The 23880-nt window shown below is 55.4% G+C and carries 22 protein-coding genes and 2 riboswitches; of the genes, 7 read left to right on the top strand and 15 right to left on the bottom strand.

Annotated features, from left to right (window positions below; genetic code table 11):
* Positions 1-96: 96 nt before the first annotated feature.
* A riboswitch (cyclic di-AMP (ydaO/yuaA leader) is annotated at positions 97-258 on the bottom strand.
* Positions 259-470: 212 nt separating this feature from the next.
* Positions 471-1865 (bottom strand): MFS transporter, encoded by a 1395-nt coding sequence (locus H7B67_RS23155; RefSeq protein ID WP_185122226.1) that lies wholly within the window; start codon positions 1863-1865, stop codon positions 471-473.
* A 134-nt stretch (positions 1866-1999) separates the two neighbouring features.
* Between H7B67_RS23155 and H7B67_RS23150 the strand changes: the two genes are divergently transcribed.
* A complete protein-coding gene (locus H7B67_RS23150; RefSeq protein WP_185122225.1) occupies positions 2000-2908 on the top strand; it encodes a LysR family transcriptional regulator in 909 nt (302 codons plus the stop codon).
* Positions 2909-2984: 76 nt separating this feature from the next.
* On the opposite strand, the gene nrdF is transcribed toward H7B67_RS23150, so the two are convergent.
* From nrdF to H7B67_RS23125, 5 genes are all read right to left on the bottom strand, one after another.
* Positions 2985-3950 (bottom strand): class 1b ribonucleoside-diphosphate reductase subunit beta, encoded by a 966-nt coding sequence (nrdF, locus tag H7B67_RS23145; protein WP_185122224.1) that lies wholly within the window; start codon positions 3948-3950, stop codon positions 2985-2987.
* Between the two features lie 46 nt (positions 3951-3996).
* Positions 3997-6081, bottom strand: a complete 2085-nt coding sequence (gene nrdE, locus H7B67_RS23140) for a class 1b ribonucleoside-diphosphate reductase subunit alpha (protein ID WP_185122223.1) — start codon at positions 6079-6081, stop codon at positions 3997-3999.
* The gene (nrdI, locus tag H7B67_RS23135) at positions 6068-6427 is read right to left on the bottom strand and encodes a class Ib ribonucleoside-diphosphate reductase assembly flavoprotein NrdI (protein ID WP_185122222.1); all 360 of its coding nucleotides are present in this window, start codon (positions 6425-6427) and stop codon (positions 6068-6070) included. Before nrdI ends, nrdE begins: the two co-directional genes overlap by 14 nt.
* A 166-nt stretch (positions 6428-6593) precedes the next feature.
* Positions 6594-6760, bottom strand: a riboswitch (cobalamin riboswitch).
* 240 nt (positions 6761-7000) lie between these two features.
* Positions 7001-7828, bottom strand: a complete 828-nt coding sequence (locus tag H7B67_RS23130; RefSeq protein ID WP_185122221.1) for a hypothetical protein — start codon at positions 7826-7828, stop codon at positions 7001-7003.
* A gap of 102 nt (positions 7829-7930) precedes the next feature.
* Positions 7931-8239 (bottom strand): MTH1187 family thiamine-binding protein, encoded by a 309-nt coding sequence (locus H7B67_RS23125; RefSeq protein WP_185122220.1) that lies wholly within the window; start codon positions 8237-8239, stop codon positions 7931-7933.
* Between the two features lie 110 nt (positions 8240-8349).
* Here H7B67_RS23125 and xerS point away from each other — a divergent pair, with 110 nt between their 5' ends.
* Positions 8350-9435, top strand: coding sequence for a tyrosine recombinase XerS (gene xerS, locus H7B67_RS23120; protein ID WP_185122219.1), 1086 nt, complete (start codon positions 8350-8352; stop codon positions 9433-9435).
* Between the two features lie 21 nt (positions 9436-9456).
* Here xerS and H7B67_RS23115 read toward each other — a convergent pair whose 3' ends face one another.
* Together H7B67_RS23115 and H7B67_RS23110 are read right to left on the bottom strand one after the other, a co-directional pair.
* Positions 9457-10452, bottom strand: a complete 996-nt coding sequence (locus H7B67_RS23115; protein WP_185122218.1) for a phosphotransferase — start codon at positions 10450-10452, stop codon at positions 9457-9459.
* 7 nt (positions 10453-10459) lie between these two features.
* On the bottom strand, positions 10460-11728 hold the full coding sequence (locus H7B67_RS23110; protein ID WP_185122217.1) for a stalk domain-containing protein: 1269 nt from the start codon (positions 11726-11728) through the stop codon (positions 10460-10462).
* Positions 11729-11975: 247 nt separating this feature from the next.
* Between H7B67_RS23110 and H7B67_RS23105 the strand changes: the two genes are divergently transcribed.
* From H7B67_RS23105 to H7B67_RS23095, 3 genes are read left to right on the top strand one after another with little or no spacing between them, the layout of a single operon-like run.
* Positions 11976-12749, top strand: coding sequence for a hypothetical protein (locus H7B67_RS23105; RefSeq protein WP_185122216.1), 774 nt, complete (start codon positions 11976-11978; stop codon positions 12747-12749).
* Positions 12746-13204 carry a hypothetical protein gene (locus H7B67_RS23100; protein WP_185122215.1) on the top strand — a complete coding sequence of 153 codons (459 nt, stop codon included), beginning with the start codon at positions 12746-12748 and terminating at the stop codon, positions 13202-13204. The genes H7B67_RS23105 and H7B67_RS23100 overlap by 4 nt, the downstream gene beginning before the upstream one ends.
* A gap of 30 nt (positions 13205-13234) precedes the next feature.
* On the top strand, positions 13235-14335 hold the full coding sequence (locus tag H7B67_RS23095) for a GerAB/ArcD/ProY family transporter (RefSeq protein WP_185122214.1): 1101 nt from the start codon (positions 13235-13237) through the stop codon (positions 14333-14335).
* Here H7B67_RS23095 and H7B67_RS23090 read toward each other — a convergent pair.
* From H7B67_RS23090 to gluQRS, 5 genes are all read right to left on the bottom strand, one after another.
* Positions 14325-15557 carry a Ger(x)C family spore germination protein gene (locus tag H7B67_RS23090; protein WP_185122213.1) on the bottom strand — a complete coding sequence of 411 codons (1233 nt, stop codon included), beginning with the start codon at positions 15555-15557 and terminating at the stop codon, positions 14325-14327. The genes H7B67_RS23095 and H7B67_RS23090 overlap by 11 nt on opposite strands.
* Positions 15554-17086: a spore germination protein gene (locus H7B67_RS23085; RefSeq protein WP_245363363.1), complete on the bottom strand. Its 1533-nt coding sequence runs from the start codon at positions 17084-17086 to the stop codon at positions 15554-15556. Before H7B67_RS23085 ends, H7B67_RS23090 begins: the two co-directional genes overlap by 4 nt.
* A gap of 205 nt (positions 17087-17291) precedes the next feature.
* Positions 17292-17843 (bottom strand): GNAT family N-acetyltransferase, encoded by a 552-nt coding sequence (locus H7B67_RS23080; RefSeq protein WP_185122211.1) that lies wholly within the window; start codon positions 17841-17843, stop codon positions 17292-17294.
* Positions 17844-17903: 60 nt separating this feature from the next.
* On the bottom strand, positions 17904-18518 hold the full coding sequence (locus H7B67_RS23075) for an HD domain-containing protein (RefSeq protein WP_245363364.1): 615 nt from the start codon (positions 18516-18518) through the stop codon (positions 17904-17906).
* A gap of 35 nt (positions 18519-18553) precedes the next feature.
* On the bottom strand, positions 18554-19531 hold the full coding sequence (gene gluQRS / locus H7B67_RS23070) for a tRNA glutamyl-Q(34) synthetase GluQRS (RefSeq protein ID WP_342592423.1): 978 nt from the start codon (positions 19529-19531) through the stop codon (positions 18554-18556).
* A 157-nt stretch (positions 19532-19688) separates the two neighbouring features.
* Here gluQRS and H7B67_RS23065 point away from each other — a divergent pair, with 157 nt between their 5' ends.
* Together H7B67_RS23065 and H7B67_RS23060 are read left to right on the top strand one after the other, a co-directional pair.
* The gene (locus tag H7B67_RS23065; RefSeq protein ID WP_185122210.1) at positions 19689-20363 is read left to right on the top strand and encodes a response regulator; all 675 of its coding nucleotides are present in this window, start codon (positions 19689-19691) and stop codon (positions 20361-20363) included.
* Positions 20360-21670 carry a sensor histidine kinase gene (locus H7B67_RS23060; RefSeq protein WP_245363366.1) on the top strand — a complete coding sequence of 437 codons (1311 nt, stop codon included), beginning with the start codon at positions 20360-20362 and terminating at the stop codon, positions 21668-21670. The genes H7B67_RS23065 and H7B67_RS23060 overlap by 4 nt, the downstream gene beginning before the upstream one ends.
* Positions 21671-21712: 42 nt before the next feature.
* Here H7B67_RS23060 and H7B67_RS23055 read toward each other — a convergent pair whose 3' ends face one another.
* Complete coding sequence (locus tag H7B67_RS23055) at positions 21713-22030, bottom strand: helix-turn-helix transcriptional regulator (RefSeq protein WP_185122209.1); 318 nt, start codon at positions 22028-22030, stop codon at positions 21713-21715.
* A gap of 19 nt (positions 22031-22049) precedes the next feature.
* Positions 22050-23762 (bottom strand): methyl-accepting chemotaxis protein, encoded by a 1713-nt coding sequence (locus H7B67_RS23050; protein ID WP_185122208.1) that lies wholly within the window; start codon positions 23760-23762, stop codon positions 22050-22052.
* Between the last annotated feature and the right edge of the window lie 118 nt (positions 23763-23880).

The raw sequence follows: 23880 nt of genomic DNA, 5'->3' as shown, positions 1-23880 counted from the left end.
CCTTTCAATCTTGTCGTTCTTAGTGAATTCTGGAGCTCATTCCATGCTTAATAGCCGCGGAGAACCCTCCGCGGCCCATCGTTCGGCCGAAGCTGTTTCACCTCTCTAACAACGCTTACGAGGTTAGCTGACGGATTCGGGCGATTAGAGTCGCCCTACGGAAGCATGAGTTCACGCCTCCGATTCACCCCGCGCGGACAAACGCGCTCCGCGATTGGTTCCCCCGATCCCCCGCCGGAGATTCAGCGATAAACGGATATAGGATGTATCGGAGTTGATCATACTGCAACTCTCTCCGATTGCCAAAAGGGATTTCCGTTGGAAAACAAGGAACCACGCCGAATGGACAATCGAATAAGCGCTTACACAACAACGGCTCTTATTTTATATCCCTGTATCGCAATTTCGCGCTGCCATTCAACAAAAAAGGAAATGATTAACGCTTGCGGCGTTATCATTTCCTTCCTTTTTTAGGTTTGTAACGTTGCGGCCGCTCGGGCATTCTTCTTCCGGACGAAGACGCTTCGGTAGAGAATAAGGATTCCGACGTGCGCGATCGCCAGCACCAGGTATAAATTGCTGAAGACGAAAGCCTCCTCATGGGACTGCCATGGAAGCCAAGGCGCCTGCGCCCTGTGATCCATGATTTTGCCGTAGATGCCTGTCGCTACCGCTCCCGATAGGAAATTGCACAGAGTCATCAGCCCCATGCCGACGCCCACTTGGTCCTTCGGAATGCTGCGGGAGATCGTATTCGACAGAGCGATCTGCATGAACATCTGTCCTACCGTCCCGAAGGCGAAAATCAATCCGATAACGGCGGCGGTACTGCCGACGAAGAACGATAATGACAGGAAGCAGCCGAACAACAGCCCGAAAGCCGAATGGTACACGAAGGAGTTGCCCTTGATATCGGCCATCTTGCCGACCTTGCGTCCCAAATAAGCGGAGACGCACGCTCCCGGAACCATGACGAAGCCGATCCATCCGGACTCCAGCCGATTAATATCGGCAAGCAGTTGAGGGGTCAGAAACGGCAAGGCGTAGCTGATGCTCATGACAAGCGCCGCAATGGTTAACCCCATTAAATAAACGCGATCTCGGAGCAAGGCTCTTGACACGAACGGTTCGGCGGCCGATCGGATCCTCCAGAAAAAGACTAGGAACGCCGCCAGACTGCCTGCTCCAAGGGTCAGGCTTCCTTGGGTGATGGCCAAGAGAAGCAACGCGACGGTTCCCGCCAGCAGGCCTCCCCCCAACCAATCGATTCGCCCTTCCGTTCTCCTCTCTTCCACGAGAAATTTACGGTAGAAAGGCAGCGTGGCCAGAATGAGAAGCGGGATGGCGAACAGCCAGCGCCAATGAACGAGCGAGACCAGCAGCGAAGAAACGATAGGTCCGATGGCGTTGCCCAGCGCCAGACCCGTTGACGATATTCCCAGCGCTCTCCCTCTTCTCTCCGGCGGGAAGTAACGGACCGGAATCATCATTGCCAGCGCCGGAACGACGGATGCACCTATCGCCTGCAGCACTCTCGCCGACAGAACGAAGACGAACGAGGTCGCTAGCAAGCCTAGCAGCGATCCGGCCGCGAACACGAGCAACCCGAACGAGATGAGCGTCTTCGCCCGGTATCGATCGAGCAGTTTGCCATAGATTACGGAACCTACCGCATAAATCAACAAGTAAACCGTGGAGACCCAGCTTACCTGCGCCACGGAGAGGCCGAAGTCGGCGCGGATCTCCGGGAGGACGATATTGAACATCGTCGCGCTCATCGAAGATAGGATCAAGGTGAAAGCGAGAATTTTGATCAGAACGTCTCCGTTCTTCGGCACATCGGAATTAGTTTGGTTTGTCGCCATCTGCGATCCCTCCTGCAATTCCTTCCACCTCCCACTATACCCTTCCAGTTCGATAAATGATAATATATATTATTATATGTGATGATATACTCCAGTATATGAATGGGAACGAACGGGACAGGAGGCTATACGTTATGGAATTGCTGCAGCTGCACTATTTTCGTACGGTGGCGAAGTATGAGCATATGACGAAAGCGGCCGAAGAGCTCCGAATCGCGCAGCCGGCTTTAAGCAAGACGATCTCCAGGCTTGAAGAGGACGTAGGCGTCCCTCTGTTCGATCGGCACAACCGGCAGATTCGGCTGAACCGGTTCGGCAGAGCGTTCTTGCAGCAGGTGGAAACGGCGCTGGGCGCTCTGGAGGACGGCCGCCGGGAGCTGGCCGACATGGCGGGCAAGGAGCAAGGAACGATTCGTTTGGCGACGCCGACGCTTAACCGTCTCTCCTCTTCGATCAGCGCCTTCCGTAAGGAGAACCCGGAGATGATGTTCCGGGTCGTTCAGATCCCGCCCGCTGCCTCCGACGATATGATCTCCCTGCTCGAACGAGGCGAGGTGGATCTCTGCTTTATCGCGGCGTCCCTCAAGCAGCCCTGGATACGGGAGATGACCGTTCTGAAAGCCGAGGTATGCTTGGCCGTTCCGATCGGTCATCGGCTCGCCGATCGCTCGAGCGTTGCACTAGACGAGGTCATGAACGAAGCTTTTATCGAATACCATGAGGAGCATCCTTTCCGGCAATTGAACAACGAATATTGCCGGAATGCCGGCATCGACCGGCAGATCATCTGCGAGGTGGACGAACCTTCCGCTCTATGGAGCCTTGTCCAAGCGGGTCTCGGTTTGGCCTTCACCCCGCGCAATCCCAACGCGGTAGAAGACGAGAACGTAAAGCTGCTAAGAATCGATAAGCCGGCCTGCGAACGAGAGTTCGCGATCGCTTGGAACGAGAAGCGCTACCTGCCGAACGCCGCCCGTTCGTTCGTGGAATTTCTGGAGTCGTATTTCCACTTGGAGCCGGCCGCGGGCGACAAGAGCCGTTAACCAAGAGCCGTTAACGTAAAGAACCGACCGTCTCCTTCTTATCGGGAGCCAGTCGGTTCTTGCGCATGTCTATCTATTAAAAGTTAAAGTTGAAGTCATCGTCGGTCAGAGGCTCTACGTTCAACGTGCGCACGTACCCGTTCCCCTTCTTGGAGAAGAAGTCGTGCTGCTTCGTCTTCGTGCTGATGCCGTTGAAGACGATCGGATTCACGTCTTCCACCGGGAAGATCGGTTCTAATCCCAGGTTCATCATCGCCTTGTTGGCATTATAACGAACGAACGTCTTGACCTCTTCGTCCAAGCCCAGCTCGGTGTACAGCTCGTCGGTATAGTTCATCTCGTTCTGATGGAGATACTGCAGGAGACCGTTAAACGTCTCGGTCGCGTCCTTCTGCTCGTCCTCGTCGAGTTCGGCGAACACTTCCTGCGCCAGAAGGCCGACGTAGACGCCGTGAATGCTCTCGTCGCGAAGGATCAAGTCGATGATCTCTCCGCTGCTCGTCATCTTGCCTTGACCCGCCAGGTAAAGCGGGTAGAAGAAGCCGCTGTAGAACAGATAGCTCTCGAGCAGAACCGATGCCGCCATCGCCAAGTAAAGATCCTTGCGGGTCTCGATGCTCTTGTAGTATTGCGAGATCGTATCGGCCTTGATCTGAAGATACTTGTTCTCCTCCACCCAACGAAAGACCGAATCGATCTCTTCCGTCGTGGCGAGCGTCGTGAAGATGCTGCTGTACGACTTGGCGTGGATCTGCTCCATCATCGCCATGAAGCCGAGCACGGCTTTGCGCTGCAGGCCGTCCACGTGCTCGAGAATCTTCGGCATCCCGATGCCGCCTTGCACGGTATCCAGCAGCGTAAGGCCGCCGAGCACCTTCTTATAGAGCGTGCGCTCGGCATCGCTCAGCTCCATCCACACCATCTTGTCGTCCGACAGCGGGATTTCTTCGTCGGTCCAGAACTGCATGATGTTCTGGCTCCAGAACATATTCGTATAATCGTCGTCCGGACGGTTCCAGTTGACGGCTTTCATCGCGCACATGCTAATTTGTCCCCTCTCAGGCCGCGCAGAAGCGGCGTTACCGTGCTTATACCGCGCAGCTGACGCAATTCTCGACGGACAGAATGTTCGTCCGCGTGTAATACAGGGATTTTAATCCCTTCTTGGCCGCGTAAATATAGAACCTCGACAATTCGCGCGTCGTGACGTCGCTGTTGACGTGAAGGACGGTCGAGATGCCTTGGTCGACGTGAGCTTGAATCTCCGCGATCAGGTCGATGATCTTGAATTGGTCCATCTGATAAGCGGACTTGTAGTAGAAGAAGTTGTCGCGGGACAGGAACGGCATCGGATAATACGTCGTCGAATTCGCATAGGTGCGCGTCTCGATCGGCTCGACGATCGGCATTACGCTTGCGGTCGAGTTCTGAACGTACGAGATGCTCTGCGTCGGAGCGATCGCCAGGCGGTACGCATGGTACAGGCCATGCTGCTGAACGTCGGAAGCGAGCTTCGCCCAATCTTCCGTTGTTGGAATCGCGAGTCCTTCGAACAATGCCTTCACCTTGTCCGTAACCGGACGGTAATCGGTCGATTTATAACGTTCGAAGTACGCGCCGCTCGCATACTCCGAACGTTCGAAGCCGGCGAAGGTTTCACCCTTCTCCCGGGCGATCTCCATGCTTCTCTCGATCGAATAGAAATTCACCATCATGAAGAACGTGCGCGCGAAGTCGCGGGCTTCCGCGCTCTCGTAGGCAATGCGGTTCTTCGACAGGTAACCGTGCAGGTTCATCGCGCCCAGACCGACGGAATGAAGCTCATCGTTCGCCTTCGCGACGCCCGGAGCGTTCGCGACGGTAGACATGTCGCTGACCGAGGTAAGTGCCGTAATGCCTTCATGAACGGATTCGCGGATCTTGCGGGTATCCATGACGTTGGCGATATTGAGCGACGCCAGGTTGCAGCTGATGTCGCGGCGGATGATATCCGGCGTGCCGTAATCTCCGATCTCCGACGTCTCCTGCAGCTGGAAGATCTCCGTGCACAGGTTGGACATCTTAATCGAGCCGATTCCCTTAAGCGCATGCTCGCGATTCGCGTTCGTGCGGTTCATGATGTACGGATAACCGGATTCCAGCTGAATCGTCGCGATCTTCGTCAGCATGTCGCGCGCGCTCAGGACGACTTTCTTCTTGACGCGGGAATCGGCCAGAAGAGTGTCGTACATCTCGTCGAGATCCATGTCGTCCAAGTGCTTGCCGTAAGCCTTGTATACGGAATAAGGTCCGAAGACGTGAAGCGGCTCGTTCTTCTCGGCCAGCTCGTAGAACTTGTTCGGAACGATCAGGCCGATCGACAGCGTCTTCAGGCGGGTCTTCTCGTCCGCGTTGATCTTCTTGCTGTCGAGGAATTCCATGACGTCCCAGCCGAAGATGTTGTAATAGCCTGCTCCGGAGCCCTTGCGCTGCCCCATCTGATCCGCGTAGGAGAACGCATCCTCCATCAGCTTCAGAACCGGCATGATGCCCTTGGCCGCGCCTTCCACGCCCTTGATCGGTTCGCCGCGTCCGCGCAGCTTGGAGAGGTTGACGGCCACGCCGCCGCCGATCTTGGACAGCTGCATGCACGTGCCTAGCACGTAGTTGATCGAGTTCAGCGCGTCGTCCATCTCGAGCAAGAAGCAGGAGACGAGCTCGCCGCGGCGGCTCTTGCCTGCGTTAAGGAACGTCGGCGTCGCCGGCTGAACGCGCTGCTCCATCATCGCGGAGGTCAGCTTCAGCGCCGTGCCCAGGTCGCCGCGGCCAAGATGCAGGGCGACGATGGCCACGCGGTCCGGATAGTGTTCGAGATACAGCGATTTGTCATTGCTCTTCACCGCGTAATCGGTGTAGAACTTGGATGCCGCCATGTAGGATTGGAATTGGAAGTCGTAGGAGTGGGCAAGCTCGTACACTTGCTCGACCGCATCCTCGGAATAAACGTCATAGACGTTCTCGTAGAAGTCCTCGTCGATCATATAACGAACCTTCTCGGACGTGCTGGCGAAAGTCAAGCTCTTGCGCTTCACTTCCTCCATGAACGCGCCCACCGCCTCGCGGTCTTTATCTAATTGGAAGAAGCCTTCGGAATCCCGCTGCATGAGCAGGTTGTTAAGTTCAATATGACGCAATGAGGCTCACCTCTCTCTTGAATTTTTCTACGTCGACGGAAGTTCCCGACATCTCGAATTTCATCAGGACGGGAACGCCGTATTTCTGGGAGATCAAATCCGCGCTCTTGGCGAACCCGTCTCCCCAGTTGCGATTGCCGCTGGCGGAGACGCCAACCATGCGATCGTGGTTATGTTGGAGGAAAGACATGACTTTGGCGGGAGGTTGCCCGAATCCCGTGGTGTATGTAACCAGAACGAATGGCTCGTCCAGCTTGGTCTGTTCGTCGATCTGTACGGCAGGCAAATCCAGCTTGCGGATAAACCTCTTTACGTTGCCTGTTTTGGAATCGTAAGCGATCAGCATGGCTCCGTCTCCTCTCTATCTCTTTCCCTTCTGACAATAAAAGACGCATCCGGCAACTTCTGGAATTCAAAATGCCGAACGCGTCCATGGCTTGTAACGGGGAGGTATTCCTCCTCGAATGCCTGGCAGGACGTATCGGACACGCTCCTATCCATCGTAGGAGGGGGTGTGTCTCTCGGCATGAGCGGGTCTCTGGCTGAGGCCCGAGTCTCTCTATATCTAGTAGAGAAACTCTGCCTTCACAGTGGCGGGACCGCGCCGGATTCGAACCGGCTTCCCTCTTGCGCCTTGAATCTTGTCGAAGTCCAAGGCACTCACACCGACTATATGTAGTTCGTAGTTCTAAATTTAAATCAATATTTTGTGGGTGTCAACGGTTTATCTCGGTTTCTTGCTCAAGAAAATTGTCCATAAGCCTGGAGTCCTAAATCCGGAATCCTAGTCACGAGAAATGAGTTTATCACTCTATTGTTCGCTAGTCAAAGCAACATATTCGAACGAAAAAAGCAAGAAGCCGCTCCCTGATTGGGACGAGCGGCTTCGCCACGAATTGTGAAGTAGAGGTAAAATGCGTTAAACGACGTTAATCTGCGAGGCCGTGATCTGTCCGCCAATGAATTCGGATAGTCTTGTCGTCCGAATCTCCACCTTGTCGCCGACATGGATCCGCTCTTCGGAAGCATGATTCCCCGACACTAGATATTGGGTGAATTCGGTCAGAATGACCTTGTCTACCCCAACCATCAGATAATTCTCCTCGCCGGGACTATCGGACAGGTGGAATTCTTTCACTGCTCCCGTCATCTCCGGCTCCCCCGGATCTCTATCCAGCACGTCCAGCGCGAGTCCCGACGTCATTCCCGGATAGCTGGTCAGCATGAGACCCTCACCCCATGCTTGCACGCGGTAGCCGATCCGGATATCGGATAGAGCAATGTCGGTTCCGTCCGCAAGCTTCAAGCTCGCATCCGCCGTATTGAAGTTATACCAGGCGGCATCCGGGGATTTATCGACGCCGATCCTGCGCTCCTCGTCCACGATCAGCAAGCGGGTACCATCGATGGCTGTCACGCGTCCTTGCGTATTCGGTTCGCCGCCGACGTCGAGCGCGCTGAGCTCCAAATTGAACTTGTACCCGACTTCGTCATAGATCGCTTGCTCGACTCTCCGAAGATCCTCCTCGTCCAGAGGCTTGCGCACGTCCCCGATCCTTCTTACTTGAAGCTCGACCTCGTCCTCCGAGCCCGAAGAGCTCAGCGCCTTGACCTCGGCTTTCGCGAGCGTCTCCTCGAAGCCCTTGCCCATCAGCCTTGCGCTAAGAGAGTCATAGTCGGGCTTGCCGGAGGAGAACATGCGAGGTCCGTCTCCGCATCCGCCGACAAACAAGATCGTTAATGCCATTAACCCAAGAAGCCTCCGCTTGCTGCCGATCATAAGATTCGCCCCCATTATCTAATGTCGTTACCCATCAGACGATGGAGCGCTTCCGAAAGTTACGAGAAGTTATCGACCAAGCTTCTCCTCAACGGATGCCAGCTTCTGCTCCATCGTTCCCTTCTTGTCGCGGCGGTCGTCAATTGTAATGGAAGTAGAGACGCGCTGAGCCCCTTCTCGGAACGGCACCTCGTGCAACCTCCTTATTACGGCGAGCAGGTCGTCCAGCTCGCCTTCGATAATGGTGCTCATCGGAGTCAGTTGATATCGGATAGGCTCTTTCGCTTGATCGAGCTCTTTCTTTATCGCGGCGACATACTCGCCGACGCTCGGGCTTCCCGTTCCCAGCGGAACGACGGTCACTTGGACGATTGCCATTCTTATCTTCCTCCTTATCCATCCCAATCCGCGATTTATTTTAGAGCGTTAACGATTGGGCGGTGCTTCCATGTTATACTATTAAAATCATTATCTCCACGGGTGATCGAATGAATCTGCAGAAAAGAAAAGACAGAGAAGAGCTCGACAAACGCGTGCCTGCCATGCCTTGGTACGTGGAGAAGTTTATCAATTACAAGCTGCCGGACCTCTCCCCTTCTTCCTTGCTGGAGTACGTTCGGGACTACGAGACCTTCTTCTCCTGGCTGATGGCCGAAGGCTTGACGAGCGCGCAGAAGATCGGAGATATTCCGATCGAGGATCTGGAGCGGCTTCATATGGAGAGCGTGGACAACTTTCGCATGTACCTGTCGACGAAGACGGAGAACGCGAACAGCCGGACGACGATCTCGCGCAAGCTCTCCTCCCTTCGCTCGCTTTTCCATTATCTCAGCCAGATAGCCGAGGACGAGAATTTCTACCCGCTGCTCAAGCGCAACGTCATGGCGAAGCTGTCCATCAAACGGACGAACAAGCCGAAGGATACCGCGGCCAAGCTGGAGGGCAAGCTTCTGCAGGAAGAAGAAATCGCCGAATTCATCCGATATATCCATGCCGACTACGCCCAGGACGTCGCCGCGAACAAGCAAGCCTTGTACGCCCACGAGCTGAACCATATCCGGGACGCGTGCATCGTAAGCCTGATTCTCAATTCCGGCCTTCGGGTATCGGAGCTGGTGAACCTGAACGTCGACGACCTGGATCTCAAAAAAAAGCTAACTTACGTATACCGCAAAGGGAAAAACGACGATACGTTCAAAACGCCCGTGTTTTTCCGTCAGGACGCCATCGCCGACCTCGAGGCTTACCTGGAGCAGCGCGAACTCCGGTATCATGCGCCCAAACGCGAGAAAGCCCTCTTCCTCGCCATCGCCAACGGCAAGAAAGAAGGCTCTCGGATGACCAAGCGCGCCATTCAAGAGATGGTCATCAAGTACGCCAAGCGGTTCGGCAAGCCTTATTTGTCCGTCCATAAGCTGCGGCACTCGTTCGCGACCGACTATTACCTCCGGAACGATCTCTATAAGACCCAAGAACAGCTGGGGCACGCGTCTCCGGAGACGACGCAGATCTACGCCCACTTGACGGACAAGACGATGGAGCAAGCCATCGACAAGCCGAGGACGGCCGATTGATTCGGCCGTCTTTCTTTATCTCTACGAGAGGGCCCGGCACCAATCCCTAAGACGCTCCTCCATCCCTCGCAGCTTGGTCAAGCCTTGCGCGGCGTCTTCAATCTGCTCCCGCAATACCGCCGGCCCATCCACCCCGTCGAGATATCTCCCAAGAAAATGCACGAAGACGTCCAGCTTCCTCAGTTTAATCAACAGAGGAATCGCTTCCGCTTCCGGCTCCGTCAACCGTACGATCGCGGAGAAGCCGGCGAGAAAGGCCGGGATCGTCTCGCGGCTTCCTTCTCCCTCCAGCATGCCGGAGAGCACGACGGCCGGCTCCATCGCGCGAAGATCGTTCGTGCAGAATTCGAAATCCAGTACCGCCCGTATTCGCTCCTTGTTACCGGTCTCGGCCAAGAGATTGGAATCGTTAACGTCGCCGTGAACGAGCTGGTGAGGCAGCCGTCTCAGCCCGGGCAGAAACGTCCGGAATCGCTCCAGCTCGGCCAGCACCTCTTGAAGCTGCACGGCCAAATCGGCAAATTCCGGAGGCGGCTGCTCGCTGAAGCTTCGGATCGTATCAAGGCTGCAGGACGGATGGGCGAGGTCCATCTCGTAATACGGGGGATATTCGGGAGCTTGCTCCGGCTCAATCTCCGATAAGGCCCGGCTTAACCTTCCGACCGTATCGCCGACGGCTCCGGCGACCGCGCGCTCTCTGCTGTTCGGACGTACGCCTTCCATGTAGCGGAACAAGCAAGCGAAGCGTCCGTCCTCCAGACAGAGGAAGCTGGCCCCGTCCCGATCCACGACAGGACGCGGAGACTGGAACGGCAGGTCCAGCTCAGCCAGCTTCATTAGAACGGCGTGCTCGAAGCGGATTTTGGCCGAATCGCGATGAGTCTCATAGATCCGAAGGACGAACCGCTCTCCGCGGCTATCGATGTAACGAGTCGTGTTGTTGTAGCCGGAGGCTCCTTCCGACAAAACGTAAGGCACATCCCCGAAATAGTGATTTAGAATGAATGAGTAAGGCAAGCCCGGGTTATCCTCCGATCTTCGTCACGCTTCGGTCGATGACGTTAAGCTCCGCTTGGCTCAAGATGCCGAGCCTCCACAACGCAACCCCCGCCAAGTCGTAGCGCTTGGCTAGACCGATCTTGTCGCCGACGGTCGTCTCGTTCTCGTTGTCCATGTTGACGGCGAGCAGCAGCTTATTCTTCGGCACCCCTCGTTCAAGAGCGAGTTTGATCGCTTCATCGACTTTCCCGATCGGCTCCGGCGTTTTATCGGCAACGTATTGATAAGCCATAATGACAAGCTCATCCGCATAATTAGCGAGCGTCTTATAATCATATCCCTTATAAGAGCCGTTTAAGGGCTGAAGGGAAAGAGACAGCTTGAGCCCTTCCTGCTTCAACCGCTTGGACAGCAGCGCCACGTAATCGTTGAACTGCTTCTGGGCGGCAGCCGGATCGTCCTTCCAGCCCAGTCCTTCGTAATCGAGCATCACGCCTTTAAAACCATGCTCCTTCGCTTGCGCCACCATCTGCTGAATGGAAGCGTCCCTGGCGGCGGAATCGGTGAACAGCTTGGTCAACTGTCGATCCCCGTCCACTCCGATCACCATCAGATAGCTGTCCTCGGCGCGTTCCACGATCGACTCCGGAGTCACGTCCCCGTCTGCCTGAGGCCACCGATACGGCTTCTCGGCCGTGGTGAATTCGCCGTTCGCGTTGATCTGGCTCCAACCGAAAGCGACCGAATTCAAGCTATCGATCCGATTTACTTGATCGTAAGAACTGATAGCATAATACCCCATCAGGCGCATTTCCTTTTGAGGGGATTGAATTCGCACGGTTTTATTGGCGCCGTCCCAATCGACTTGCGCGCCGAACTGGCGGCCGAAGAACGCCATCGGAATAAGCACTCGCCCTTGCTGCGTGACGGGAGCCGCAGTCAAAGCGACTTCTATCCCGTTCACTAGGGCTGTCTTCCTGCCGACCGTCAGCACGACCTTGGCGTCATTGCCGCTAGCATCCTTGCCGGCAGCGACAACCGTCTTGGAAGCCGAATCCCATACGACCGCGATGCCGAGCGCTTCCGCGATCGTGCGGAAGGGAACAAGCGTGACGCCGTTATCGATACGGGGAGCCGAATCGAACGGCAGCGGGTAATTGTCGAGTACGATTTGAATGGATGAGCTCGAAGCCGCCGTTGCCGCGTTCGCAACGGGAGCAACCTGGGAGATAGGCAACAATAACGATATTCCTGCGACGGCCGCAATGGCCGTCTTGCCCCAACTTCTGATCATAGCTTCATGCTCCTCTCTGGTCTATGAAACTAGCATACCAGAGAATTATAGCAAATTCGCTCGAATCTCACAAAATAGTATTGGTAGAAATAAGTGGAAGCACATGTCCCTCGGATGGAATAAAAAATGGATTGAATTGGAAAACTAATGGAGGATATAGCTCGCTTGAATGGTCGGGAGAGGATCATAGCTACCGATACGCGCCGTCATCTACGCCAATCCTGATTAAAGGAGCGTTAATTGTCTCATGAACCCGCCCCGCTACGCCTTGGCTTCGTTAAATCAGTACGGCGTCACTTCTCTGCATTTGCGAAATCCTTTGATCGTGGCGTGGTGGTCCGCCGCTTTTCCCGGCTTCGGCCATTTTCTGCTGAACCAATACCTGAGAGGCACTTTTCTAACCTTATCGGAAGTCGTCTTCAACACGTTGTCCCATCTGAACGAGGCGATGGTTTACAGCTTCTGCGGGAAATTCGCTCAAGCCAAAGCCGACTTGGAGCCCCGGTGGATTCTCGGCTACATTCTCGTGTTTTTTATCGCGATCTGGGACAGCTACCGTTCCGCCATTTATCAGAACAAGGTTTGCTACGTGGCGCGACTGGAGAATGCTCCTCTTCCCGTCTTTCGATTGTACCGTTCCGAAGTTCAATACATTCAACGGAAGAACCCCTGGGTAGGCGTCGGTTTCTCTTTCGTTTTCCCCGGCTTCGGCCAGCTGTACAGTCACCGGATCGGTCTCGGCTTCTATGCGATTACTTGGTGGTGGATCTATATTACGCTGTCCCATCTCAATGAATCGATCATCTATCTCGTCAATGGGCGGATGAAGGAAGCCGTCCTCATCTTGCACCCTCATTGGTTATTATTCATGCCTTCCGTCATCGGCGGTTCCATGTACCACGCTTATGTAATAGCCAGGGAGCACAACCTGCTTTATTGCCTAGAGCAGCGACAATACCTAAGGAATCGGTACGGTACCTCCTCCGTTCGACTTTTTGGCGATCGAGGGGAAGCCTTATGATCGTTATCGGAACCTTTCAGCATTCGATCGAGCTCGAGCAAGCCCTTCATCAATTGGAACAGTTAGGAATATCCGGTCATCATTTGCTTGTCGTCAGCATGGACGGCGATAAGAGGGATTTGGGCGCGGATAAGCCAAGCGCGGATAATTTGAAGGCCAAAGGAGTGGAAGTCGGCTTCGCGGTCGCAACGGGCCTGTCCGTCATAGGAACAAGCGTGGGATTTACGCTACCATGGGGACCGGTCATTTCCGGATTGGTCACCGCCATCGCGGGTTTCTTCTTGGGGTTCGGAATCCACTCCCTAATGAGCGTCAAGGGGAAGCCCAGTCTAAAGATAAAACCGGAAGTGATCGTGATCGCCCAGTGCCAAGCCGATCTATCCGCCCCCGTACAAGAAGCGATGTGGTTGAACCAAGCCTTAACGGTAGGCATAGCCCATGCTTCGGCGGAATGACGGCCGCATTCAAGGAATGGAGAGCTTGCGATGAACAAAATCACGAATTATCAGCTGTTTGCGGTTACCTTCATCTTTCAATTGGGCACGACGATCATCTTCGGCTTCGGCGGCTCGGCCGGCCGGGACGCCTGGATCGCCGAGCTTGCGTCCTGCTTCTTGGGATCATTGCTTATTCTCGTCTACATCGCCTTAATGAAGTTGAATCCGGGGTTATCCCTCGTTCAATGGTTTCCCGCGCAATTCGGACGGTGGATCGGAACGCCGATCGCGCTTCTATACCCTCTTCTATATATTTATGAAGTCGGACGGATTATCGCGGATATCCGGGATATGGTGTCGACCGCCCTGCTATCGAATACGCCGCTTAGTATCATTGCAGGATTGTTTGCCATCGTCGTCGCCTATTGCGTTTACGGAGGCATTCCGGGAATCGCTCGCTTGGGAGAAATGTTCCTGCCTATCGTATTAATCTTGTTCTGCATCGAAGGGATTCTCCTCTTGGGATCCGGCGTCATGCACGTCCATCATCTTCTGCCCGTTCTTGAACACGGATGGGGGCCTATCTGGAAAGCGGTTTACCCTCCCGGCATCACCCAATCGTTCGGGGAAACGATATTTCTAGCCATGTTCTGGCCGCTGACGCAGAACCCCGACAAAGTCCCGAAGATAACCTTTCTCTCTACGTACCTGTCCGGAATCATGATCACCGTTTTCAACTTGATGGCCATCATGGTATTCGGTAACTTGTTTGCCGGCTTCCTTTATCCTCTTTACACGCTGCTTAGCGTAATCAGCATCGGCAAATTCATCGAGAACCTGCAGATGCTCGGCGTGCTTTATTTTTTGATGACGGCGCTCTTAAAAAGCGTAGCTCTCATGCTTGCGGCGGTAATGGGGATTCAGCAGCTAACGAATAGGAAAAGCTTCAAACCGTTCGTCATTCCGGCATGCGCCGTCTCCTTGTTCCTTGGATTAACGATGTCCCGGAACATTGCGGAGCACATCTATCGGCACCACTTCGAAGTTCTGGTTCCTTATATATGGGTTCCGATGCTCATCGTCATTCCCGCGATCCTTCTCGTCGTGACGGTGCTGCGCCGTTGGATCGGTAAAACCTTCACTTCTTGATCTCCTTGGGGTTTAATTGAAGCGCGGGCCCGGTAACGCCTATCCGCCGAACCGTCAGGTTCGCGCTCACGGTTACCTCGGCTGCCCGAAACTCCTCTTCCCAATCGTCTTTGACCGATCTCCATAGCGACAAGTCTTTCCTGCGGATCACATCGCTGAAGCCGAAAATATCGGTACCGTACTCCTGCTGCACTTTCATGATCGTTCGGAGAGTCGTTTCTTCCACGTGCCGATTCAACGCTTTCTGAAGCTCTTTGATGTTTGCCGTCCGCGTTAAATCCAGCCGGGTGTTGTTTTCGCGAATGGCTCCTCTCCCCGTTAACGTGATATGGATTTTCAACCGGCCTCCCTGCATGGCCGGTTGAATCCTGCTGCGCGTCCTTTGGAGGTCAATGCTGACGTTTCCGTCTTCTCCCGGAACCTGTTCGGATACCGTCAGCTTCTTCAAATTCCCGGTTACCCAGCGCATGGCCCGAGATTCCTCCAGGTTCAGAAACCCGACCAATTTCAACTCTTTATCGAGAATGCCGGAGCCCGCAATTCGGAAGCCTTCTTCCTTGTCCGCGTTAGAGCGAACCTCCGACTCTTGCGCGCCTTGAGAGGCATTGTTCATGCCGATTACGATTGTGGGCAAGCACATGGATGCTCCGTCGCTCGTTGCGGCTAGCAAAAAATTCAACAGCCCCACCTCTTGAGGCGTTCCCATCTGCCCATATTCCCCTAGCACTCCGAGTCCGGGGATATTCTCCAAAGGGTACGATACGTTAAGCAGATCATTCGCGGTGCTTCCCTTTACGATAAACATATCCGTCCTCAGCTTAAGATTCGGATCCCGGCTGTAGGTATCGAAGATTTCCTTGATTCCCCGTCTGGCCATGGATTCTCCGATCACGATGACGCGCCGGTGGCCTCTGAACATGCGACGGGAGAGCTTGGTTTGCATTCGCTGCACCGCATCGAGCGTGTTCAAGCCGTCGCTCGAGACGACGAAATATGGCTTCCCTTTGCCCCCTCCTCCTCCACCCGTGCCCATATTCGATCCTCCGCTGAATTTCGACGGGACGATGGTTTGGGCGCTGATCCGGATTCGATTGTTGTCGGCGGCGTCGATCCCCCATGCAAGTTCGATGGCGATATCGTTGACTTCCGAGCTGTCCCAACAGCCGGATGTAACCAATAGGGAGAGCAACAACCCGACGCTTGCCGCCCGCTTCCCGATCATCCTCCTGCCCCCCCTCGTTTAGGACTCGGCTGCTGGCCCTTGGGAATGCGCGTCTTGTTGCGTCCGGAGAACAAGGCGGGCCGACGGTTCATCGTCCATCTAGGCGCCCGAATAAAGACATCCTTCAGCCCGTTCGGCACCTGAGGCACTACCGGGCTCATATACGGAACCCCGAACGAACTAAGGTTGATAAGATGGATGATCAAGAGAAAGACTCCGATCACGATTCCGTATAAGCCTAACAATCCGGCCAATACCAACACCGGGAACCGAAGAAGCCGATAGGCCGTCCCGAAGTTATAGCGCGGAATGGCGAACGAGGCGATCCCGGTCGTGGCGACGATGATGACGACGGGAGCGGACACGATTCCCGCTTGCACGGCGGATTGGCCGATGACGAGCGCCCCCACGATGCTGACGGCCGAACCGACGGCCTTCGGCATGCGGATTCCCGCTTCTCTCAGCCCTTCGAACATAAATTCCATGAGCAGCGTTTCGACGAACGTGGGAAACGGCACTCCTTCCCTGGAGTTCGCGATGCTGATGAGCAAGTTGGTAGGGATCAGTTGTTGGTGAAAGGTAGAGAGCGCGACGTACAAGGAAGGCAACAGAAGCGCGATATTGAATAAGGAATAGCGCACGAACCGGACAAACGTGGTGTAAATGGATCGTTCGTAATAATCCTCCACGGCCTGCAGCCCGGTCCAGAAGGTCATCGGAACGATCAAGACGAACGGCGTGTTGTCGATAAGGATCGCGACTTTCCCTTCCAGCAAGGCAGCGCATACGATATCGGGGCGTTCGGTGTTTTGGATTTGGGGGAACGGAGACCAAGTGGAATCTTCGATGAACTCCTCGATATACCCCGACTCCAATACGCCATCGATACGAATTCGGCCGATTCGGCTGCGGACTTCCTCGAGAATCGTATTCGAGACGATTCCTTCTATATAAGAGATGACGATATCCGTTTGAGAAAATTGCCCGATCCCGATCGGTTCCATCTTCAGCTTCGGATTCCGGATTCGTCTGCGGATCAAGCTCGTGTTGATTCGCAGCGTTTCCGTGAATCCGTCCCGCGGTCCGCGAACGGATATCTCCGCGGCCGGCTCTTCGATAGATCGGAATTCGAATCCCTTGAGATCCGCGATAAGCGCCCGGTTATCCCCATCGACCAATAGTCCGATATTCGCCTTCAATACGCCGTCGATGACCTTATCAATCTCGGATACCGTCTGGATCTGCGAGAGGGCGACGAGTCGGTTCCGGACGGCCTCCCCCGAGAGAGGCTCCTCGTTCGTGCCGCCGGAGCCTCCTTCGTACTGGATCGGCTTGATGACGACCTTCTCCAGCGTCGGGGCATCGATTAACCCGTCCACGTATATCAATAGAATTTTGGGGTTGAAGCAGATGGGACGGAACACGATGTCGGAGCAGGCTTGAAAGGCTTCCCGAAGAGCCTTCTCGTTCGCGGAGAGTTCCGTGCTTAGTTCTGCCTGATGCGGCTGTTGTACACTCTTGATCCTCATCGAACGCTTTCTCCTCCATCGCATCGCATAAGGGATCGATCGATCCCAGAAGCGTAGTATCTCCAAACGAACCATTTTTTACTAAAACAAGCGGACGTATCCGCATAGCAATCCGGCTCGCAAAAAAACCGCCATTCGCGAGATTCTTCTCCGAATGGCGGTTAGCTCCTTGCCTTATGTTGCTTTGCTGGATTAAGAAGTCCTTCTATTCTGCCCTAGCTGCCTCCCAATCCGAACGCAGCAGACCCATCTCGAGAACATCGACATATCGGCCTTTCTTATACTGTCTCTCGCGCAAGCGCCCTTCCTCGCGGAAGCCGCAGGAGCGGTAGCAGCGAATGCCGCGTTCGTTGAAGTCGTATACCTCCAGCTCCAGCCGGTTGAGCCCGAGATCGAGAAATGAATAGTCGATCAGCAGCCTCATCGCTTCCGTGCCGTAGCCTTGCCCATGATCGTCGGCATTGCCGATGACGATGCCGATGCGGCCGACCCGGTTTTTCCAATCGATGGAGTCCAGGTTGATCTGTCCGATATAAAGCTGCGTGTCGGCATGAGCGATGACGAATCCGGCCCGATCCGGCTTGCGTTCCATCATCGCCTGAAGGAACGATTCCGTCGCCTCGACCGTCTGAGGCATCAAGAAGATATCCGACAGCGATTCCACGATCGAAGGGTCGTTGACCCAATGGCGGATCGGCACGAGGTCTTCATAGCGGTATTCGCGAAGCATGACTTTCCGGCCGAGCAAATACGGCATCTTTCTCCTCCTCTAACCTAATGGCTTAGCGGCATGTTTTCTGGAGTTAAGCCTCCAGAGTTACGCCTCCAGAAATCCTTTGACTTGCGCCCTCTGCAGCAGGTCTTTAATGAAGGAAGACAGAACCGGCGATACTCGATCGACGAAATCGATTCGTTTCAGCGCTTGCGATAGGCGAATGCCGTTCTCCTTCCAGCTGAAGCCTTCCGTGTAGTAGTTGTGCAGCATCGGCTGAAGCCGATCGATCGCCGCCGCGAAGATTGCTTCGGGCGTCCTCATCTCCTCGAACTCGCGCCAGAGCGCCATCAGCTCCGAAGCTTGGTCTTCCGGCAGCAAGCCGAAGATCCGGTTCGCGGCCTCTTGCTCTCGGGCCTCTTTATCAGTATAGCCCTGGACATCGTAAGCGAAGGTGTCGCCCGCATCGATCTCCACGATATCATGGACGAGGAGCAGCTTGATCGTATGATTCAAGTCCGGCTTCGGATCGGCCGTATATTCGTGAAGGGTCATCGCCATCAGCGTGATATGCCAGGAATGCTCCGCCGTGTTCTCCCGGCGGCTGCGGTCGGTAATCAACGTACGCCGCAGCACCGTCTTTAAACGATCGATCTCCATCAGAAAAGCAATTTGCCGGTCCAGCCTGGCCATCCCCCAGGTTTCTTGTTGCTCCGCCATCGTACGTCTCTCTCCTTCTCTCTCTTCTTTGCTCTTCATTGCTGCCTTAACAAATCCATCCAATGAGCGGGAAGCGCGATCGCTTCTTGCGCGATATGCTCCGGCGACCACAGAGGAAGCAGCTCGCTCGGCTTCATCGCCTCCGGCTCCGGAATCAAGCCGGTCGCCCAGGCGATCAGGCCGACGATTCGCTCGGCGGCAATGCCCTCCGCCCGGAGCTCGGACAACGCGACCGAGCCGTGCCGCTTCGAGAGCCTCTTGCCGTCGTCGCCGAGCCACAGGGGTCCATGCGCGTAACGCGGAGCGTCTGCGCCTAAAGCGTCGAATAGGGCGAGCTGCCTAGGGGTCGAATCGAGCAAGTCCCACCCCCGGAAGACGTCGGTGATTCCCATGGCGATGTCGTCCACGACGACGGCAAGCTGATAGCCGACGATGCCGTCGGCCCGCTGCACCGCGAAATCTCCCGCGCTAAGGAACGTCCTCTCTCCGGCTACGCCGTCCGCGAACGAGATCGCCCGATCGGGCATCGCGAAGTGTAAGGACGGAGACTTGATCTCGGCTCTTATTCGCCGCTCTTCCTCGGAAAGTTCTCTGCACCCGCAGCGGGGAGGCGAGCCCTCCGATTTCAAGCCATGAGGCGCGTTCGCCATCATGAGCAGCTCAGCCCGGCTGCAGTAGCAGAAATACAGCCGCCCGTCTTGCTTAAGCCGTTCGATCGCATCCCGATAAAGCTCGCCACGCTCGCTCTGCGTATAAGGACCGTACGGTCCTCCGACGTCCGGACCCTCGTCCCAATCGAGTCCGAGCCAACGCATCTCTTCTATTAATAGTTCCGAATAGGCGGGTTTGCATCTGGCTCTGTCCAAGTCCTCCATGCGGAGAATCATCGTTCCCCCGGCCGCTCTCGTCTGAAGCCAGGCGAGCAGCGCGGTGGAAGCATTGCCGAGATGCATTCGTCCGGACGGCGTCGGAGCGAATCGGCCCCTCGCCGGTTGCCCGTTCCTGATTGTCACCGGTATCCGCTCCCCCTTTCTTCCTCTATTGTAACATAGAACAATTCATATTCAGTTCATATTGTTCGATCATGATGGTGTCGTTCCATCCGTGTTTCGTTAAGAAGCTCGTTATGTCGACTCGGCTGAGTTATGATAGACCAAAGGGGTGTTATTCGTGGCAAGAATACTCATCGTGGACGATGATCCGCATATTCGGGAGCTGGTGCGCGTCTTTCTGGAGCGGGAAGGCTTCGAAATCCGGGAAGCGGCGGACGGCGTCGAGGCGCTTGCGCTTCTGGAGTCCACCCAGGTGGATATGGCCATCCTCGATATCATGATGCCGAATATGGATGGCTGGGAATTGTGCTCGGAGCTCAAAGCCCATTATGATTTTCCGCTCCTGATGCTGACCGCCAAAGGCGAGACCTCGCAGAAGGTCAAAGGCTTTCAGCTGGGAACCGACGATTATCTCGTGAAGCCGTTCGAGCCGGTCGAGCTCGTGTTCCGCGTGAAGGCGCTGCTTCGCCGCTACCATATCTCGACCTCCCAGTCGTTGCAGCTCGGACGCGTCCAATTGAACCATAAGACATACGAGCTTACGGTCGACGGGGTCGCCCATACCCTTCCGCTCAAGGAATTCGAGCTGCTCTACAAGCTCGGCAGCTACCCGGGCAAGACCTTCTCCAGAGAACAGATCATCGAACAAATCTGGGGGTACGATTACGAAGGCGACGAGCGCACGGTCGACGTGCACATCCGGCGGCTTCGGGAACGCTTCACCGAAGAAGAGCACGGCTTTCGCATCACGACCATTCGCGGCCTCGGCTATCGGCTGGAGGTGCTCCCTTGAAGCAAGACGGACCTCGGGACGATTGGCGCAGCGGCCACTCTTCTTTTCATGATCGGATCAGTCGGCACGAGGAGCATTTAAAGCGGCGGCTTGAGCGACTGGAACGGAAGATCGCATCCAAGCAGCAACGATTCGCGGAGCGAAGCCGGAGAATCGAGGAGCGGCGGCGGCGTATCGAAGAACGCAGGAAGCATCAAGCGTTTCGCCAGGAGTTCGAAGGCGGCCATCAGCCGAAGTGGTATCACGTGGTGTTCGGCGTGCTCGGCTTCTTCGCGTTCTTCTCCTTGTGCTGGATGGCCGCGCATTTCCTGACGCGGCTCCTCGATCAATATTGGGCATACGGTCGAATTCACACGACGGTTCGCGAGTACGTCGCCATCGTGATCTCCCTGTTCCTGTTCGGGTTCGCGATGAAGCTGGTCAGCCTGATCTTCCGTCCGGGTCGACGTCGGGTGATCAACGTCTTCACGATGATGATCGACGCGATGCAGCGAATGTCCAAAGGCGATTTCAACGTCAACCTGGAGGCCGATCCCCGCTACGCCGGGCAATTCTCCGTGCTGATCCGCAACCTGAACCGGATGGCGAACGAGCTCGGACAGCTCGAGCAGATGCGGCAAGAGTTCATCTCGAACGTGTCCCACGAGATTCAATCGCCGTTGACGGCGATCAAGGGGTTCGCGCAAGCGCTGCAGGGCAACGATCTGACTCCCGAGCAGCGGCAGCATTATCTGGAGATCATCGAGACCGAGAGCGATCGCCTCTCCCGGTTAAGCGACAATTTGCTTAAGCTGACGTCCCTCGAATCGCAGCATCATCCTTATCAGCCGCACAGCTACCGGTTGGACCGCCAGCTTCGGCAGCTCGTCCTCTCTTGCGAGCCTCTATGGGAGGCGAAGCAATTGGAGCTCGACGTTCAATTGAAGGAGCTCGTCGTGAACGCGGACGAAGAGCTGCTTAATCAAGTTTGGAGCAACCTTCTGCACAACAGCATCAAATTCACGCCCGCTTCCGGTCAATTGACGATCAAGCTGGAGCAGGAGGACAATCAAGCGGTGGCGAGTTTCGCGGATACCGGAATCGGCATCGATGAGCACAATCTCCCTCACCTCTTCGAACGGTTCTTCAAGGTAGATCGGTCGCGCAATCGCTCTGCGGGCGGCAGCGGTCTGGGGCTGTCCATCGTCAAAAAGATCGTGGAGATGCACGAAGGAACGGTGAGCGTAACCAGCAAGCCCGGAGTCGGGACGACCTTCGTCGTTCGTTTGCCTCTCCAGCAACAGCCTCCTTCGGAATCGTCGACATAAAACAAACCTCCTCGCCATTTCCATGGCGAGGAGGTTTGTTGTCTATGCAGTCGGCAGCAGCGACCGGAGCACGTAGTTGAAGAACAGGGCTTGCAGAGAACGGGAGGAATAGGTATTCGTCTTCTTCATCATGCAAGCCAGATGATTCTTCAACGTCTTGGGAGAGATGTGCATCTGAGCCGCGATATCGTCATTGCGCATACCTTCGATCACCAGAATTCGCATGACTTGCGTCTCTCTCGGCGTCAGTCGGTAGTTCTTGGCAAAGGACATGAAGAGCGGGTTCAGCAGGCTGACCGGAACGTTCGGAGCTTCGTAATTCTGGCTGTCGGTAGGAAAGAAAGTATTGAGCATTTTCATGGGTGGTGGACTCCTTCGTCTATTTGTGAGGGTGTGTGATATCCAATCGGAAAGTTCTGACCAAATCCTGCAGCTCGGCGGCTACCGTCGACAGCATCTGGGAGGACGCCGAGATCTCCTCGCTTGAAGCCAGCTGCTGTTCCGTAGCCCCTGCGACTTGTTCGGCGGTAGATGCGGTCTTGTTAGCCAGCTCTCCCATGCTGACAATGGAGGCTGCTACTTCTTCGGAGCTCGCCGACAGCTGCTCGGCAGCGGCTGCCGCCTCTTGAATGCGAAGGTTCACGTCCTGAGCCGATCGGGCCAGCGAATCGAGGGTCGATTCCGCCGACTCCACAGCCGCAACGCTCAGTTGCACTTCATCCAACCCTCGCTTCATCGTAAGGACGGCTTGAACGGTGCTGGCTTCGACTTCCTTCGATAATTCCGTAATGTTGTGTACGGACTCATCCGTCTGGGCGGCCAGCTTGCGGACTTCGCCTGCGACGACGGCGAACCCGGAGCCGTGCTCACCCGCATGGGACGCTTCGATTGCGGCATTCAGGGCGAGCAGGTGAGTCTGAGCGGCAATCTCGCCGATCAAAGCCGAGAATCGGCCGATCTGACGGGCTTGCTCCTCCATTCTCCGCAAGTCGGCGCTCGCTTGCTGAACCGACTGACGCAACGATTGCATTCGATCGACGATAAGCCGAATTTGCCGAACTCCGTCTCCCGCCGATTGGGACGCGCTGCCGCTAAGGTCGGCCACCTCGGAGGTCGTCTCCGCGATCCGTTGCACTCCTTCGGCCATCTCTTCGACGACCCGTTCCATTTCCCCGGTGACCGCTGCCTGCTTCTCCGCATCGGAGGCGACCTGCATGATCATCTCGGCCACGTGCTGAGAGGCGCTCGTGTTCTGATCCGAGCTGGCGTAAAGCTGGTCGGCCGTGGACGCTACGTCGCCCGCGCTATCCTGCATACGCTCGACCGAGGCTTTGAGATGCTGAACGGTGCCGTTCAACGACTCCATCATTTTCCCGAATTCGTCTTTGCGGTTGACGGCCATCTTCTCGACGGTCAGATCCCCGGAGGAGATTCTCCTCATCGCTTCTTGGGCCGCCAGCAAAGGACGAGTGATGTTGCGGATGAGAATAAACGCGATCGACGCCAGCAGAACCAACGCCAGAACGGTAATGCCGATCGTGACGAGAAGAACGAGCCGGTACTGCTCTTGCCCTTTCTCCGAGCTCTCCATGGCGCCGTTATGGTTGAATTCGATCATCCTGTCGAGCACTTCGTTAGCCTGTTGGAAAGAAACCGCACCTTGAGCCGAAGCCTCTTCCGAGCTTTGGCCGTTCGAGCCGCCGGATGCGGCCGAGAAGCTCTTCCTGAACTCTCCCCAATGCTGGCGCAGCAGCTCATAGTTGGAACGATCCTCTTCGTTCGAAATGGCGGACTCGTAGCTATCGACCAGCTGTCCGACGGATTCGACCAGGGTGCCCATCATGTTCGTGTATGTACTTTTTTGGTTCTCGTCGGATTCCAGCATGAGCTGGTAGTACTGGTTCTGGAACTGGCTCAGCCCGACCTTGATTTGGTTGACGGTCTCAACCCCGTTTAGCCAATGGGTCGTTACCTCCTTTGCATGCTCTCTTTCCGCTCGAATCCCTAAAATGCTTACGATTGCCGAAAGGGCAAACAGAAGAAAAATCGAGGCGAACACGGAGAACATTTTTCTGCGAACGGTTCCATTCATCCATTACTTTCCTCCTGGGGACTGTGGCCTATTGCCCTTCACAAATGTCTTACTTACGTTATGATAAGGACAAAGCATTAAATTTTTTACCTGATTCTTATTTATCATTTGTTAGTTT

The organism is Cohnella thailandensis, from assembly GCF_014212135.1.
GTDB classification, from domain to species: domain Bacteria; phylum Bacillota; class Bacilli; order Paenibacillales; family Paenibacillaceae; genus Cohnella; species Cohnella thailandensis.
This window is presented reverse-complemented; position numbering and strand designations above follow the sequence as displayed.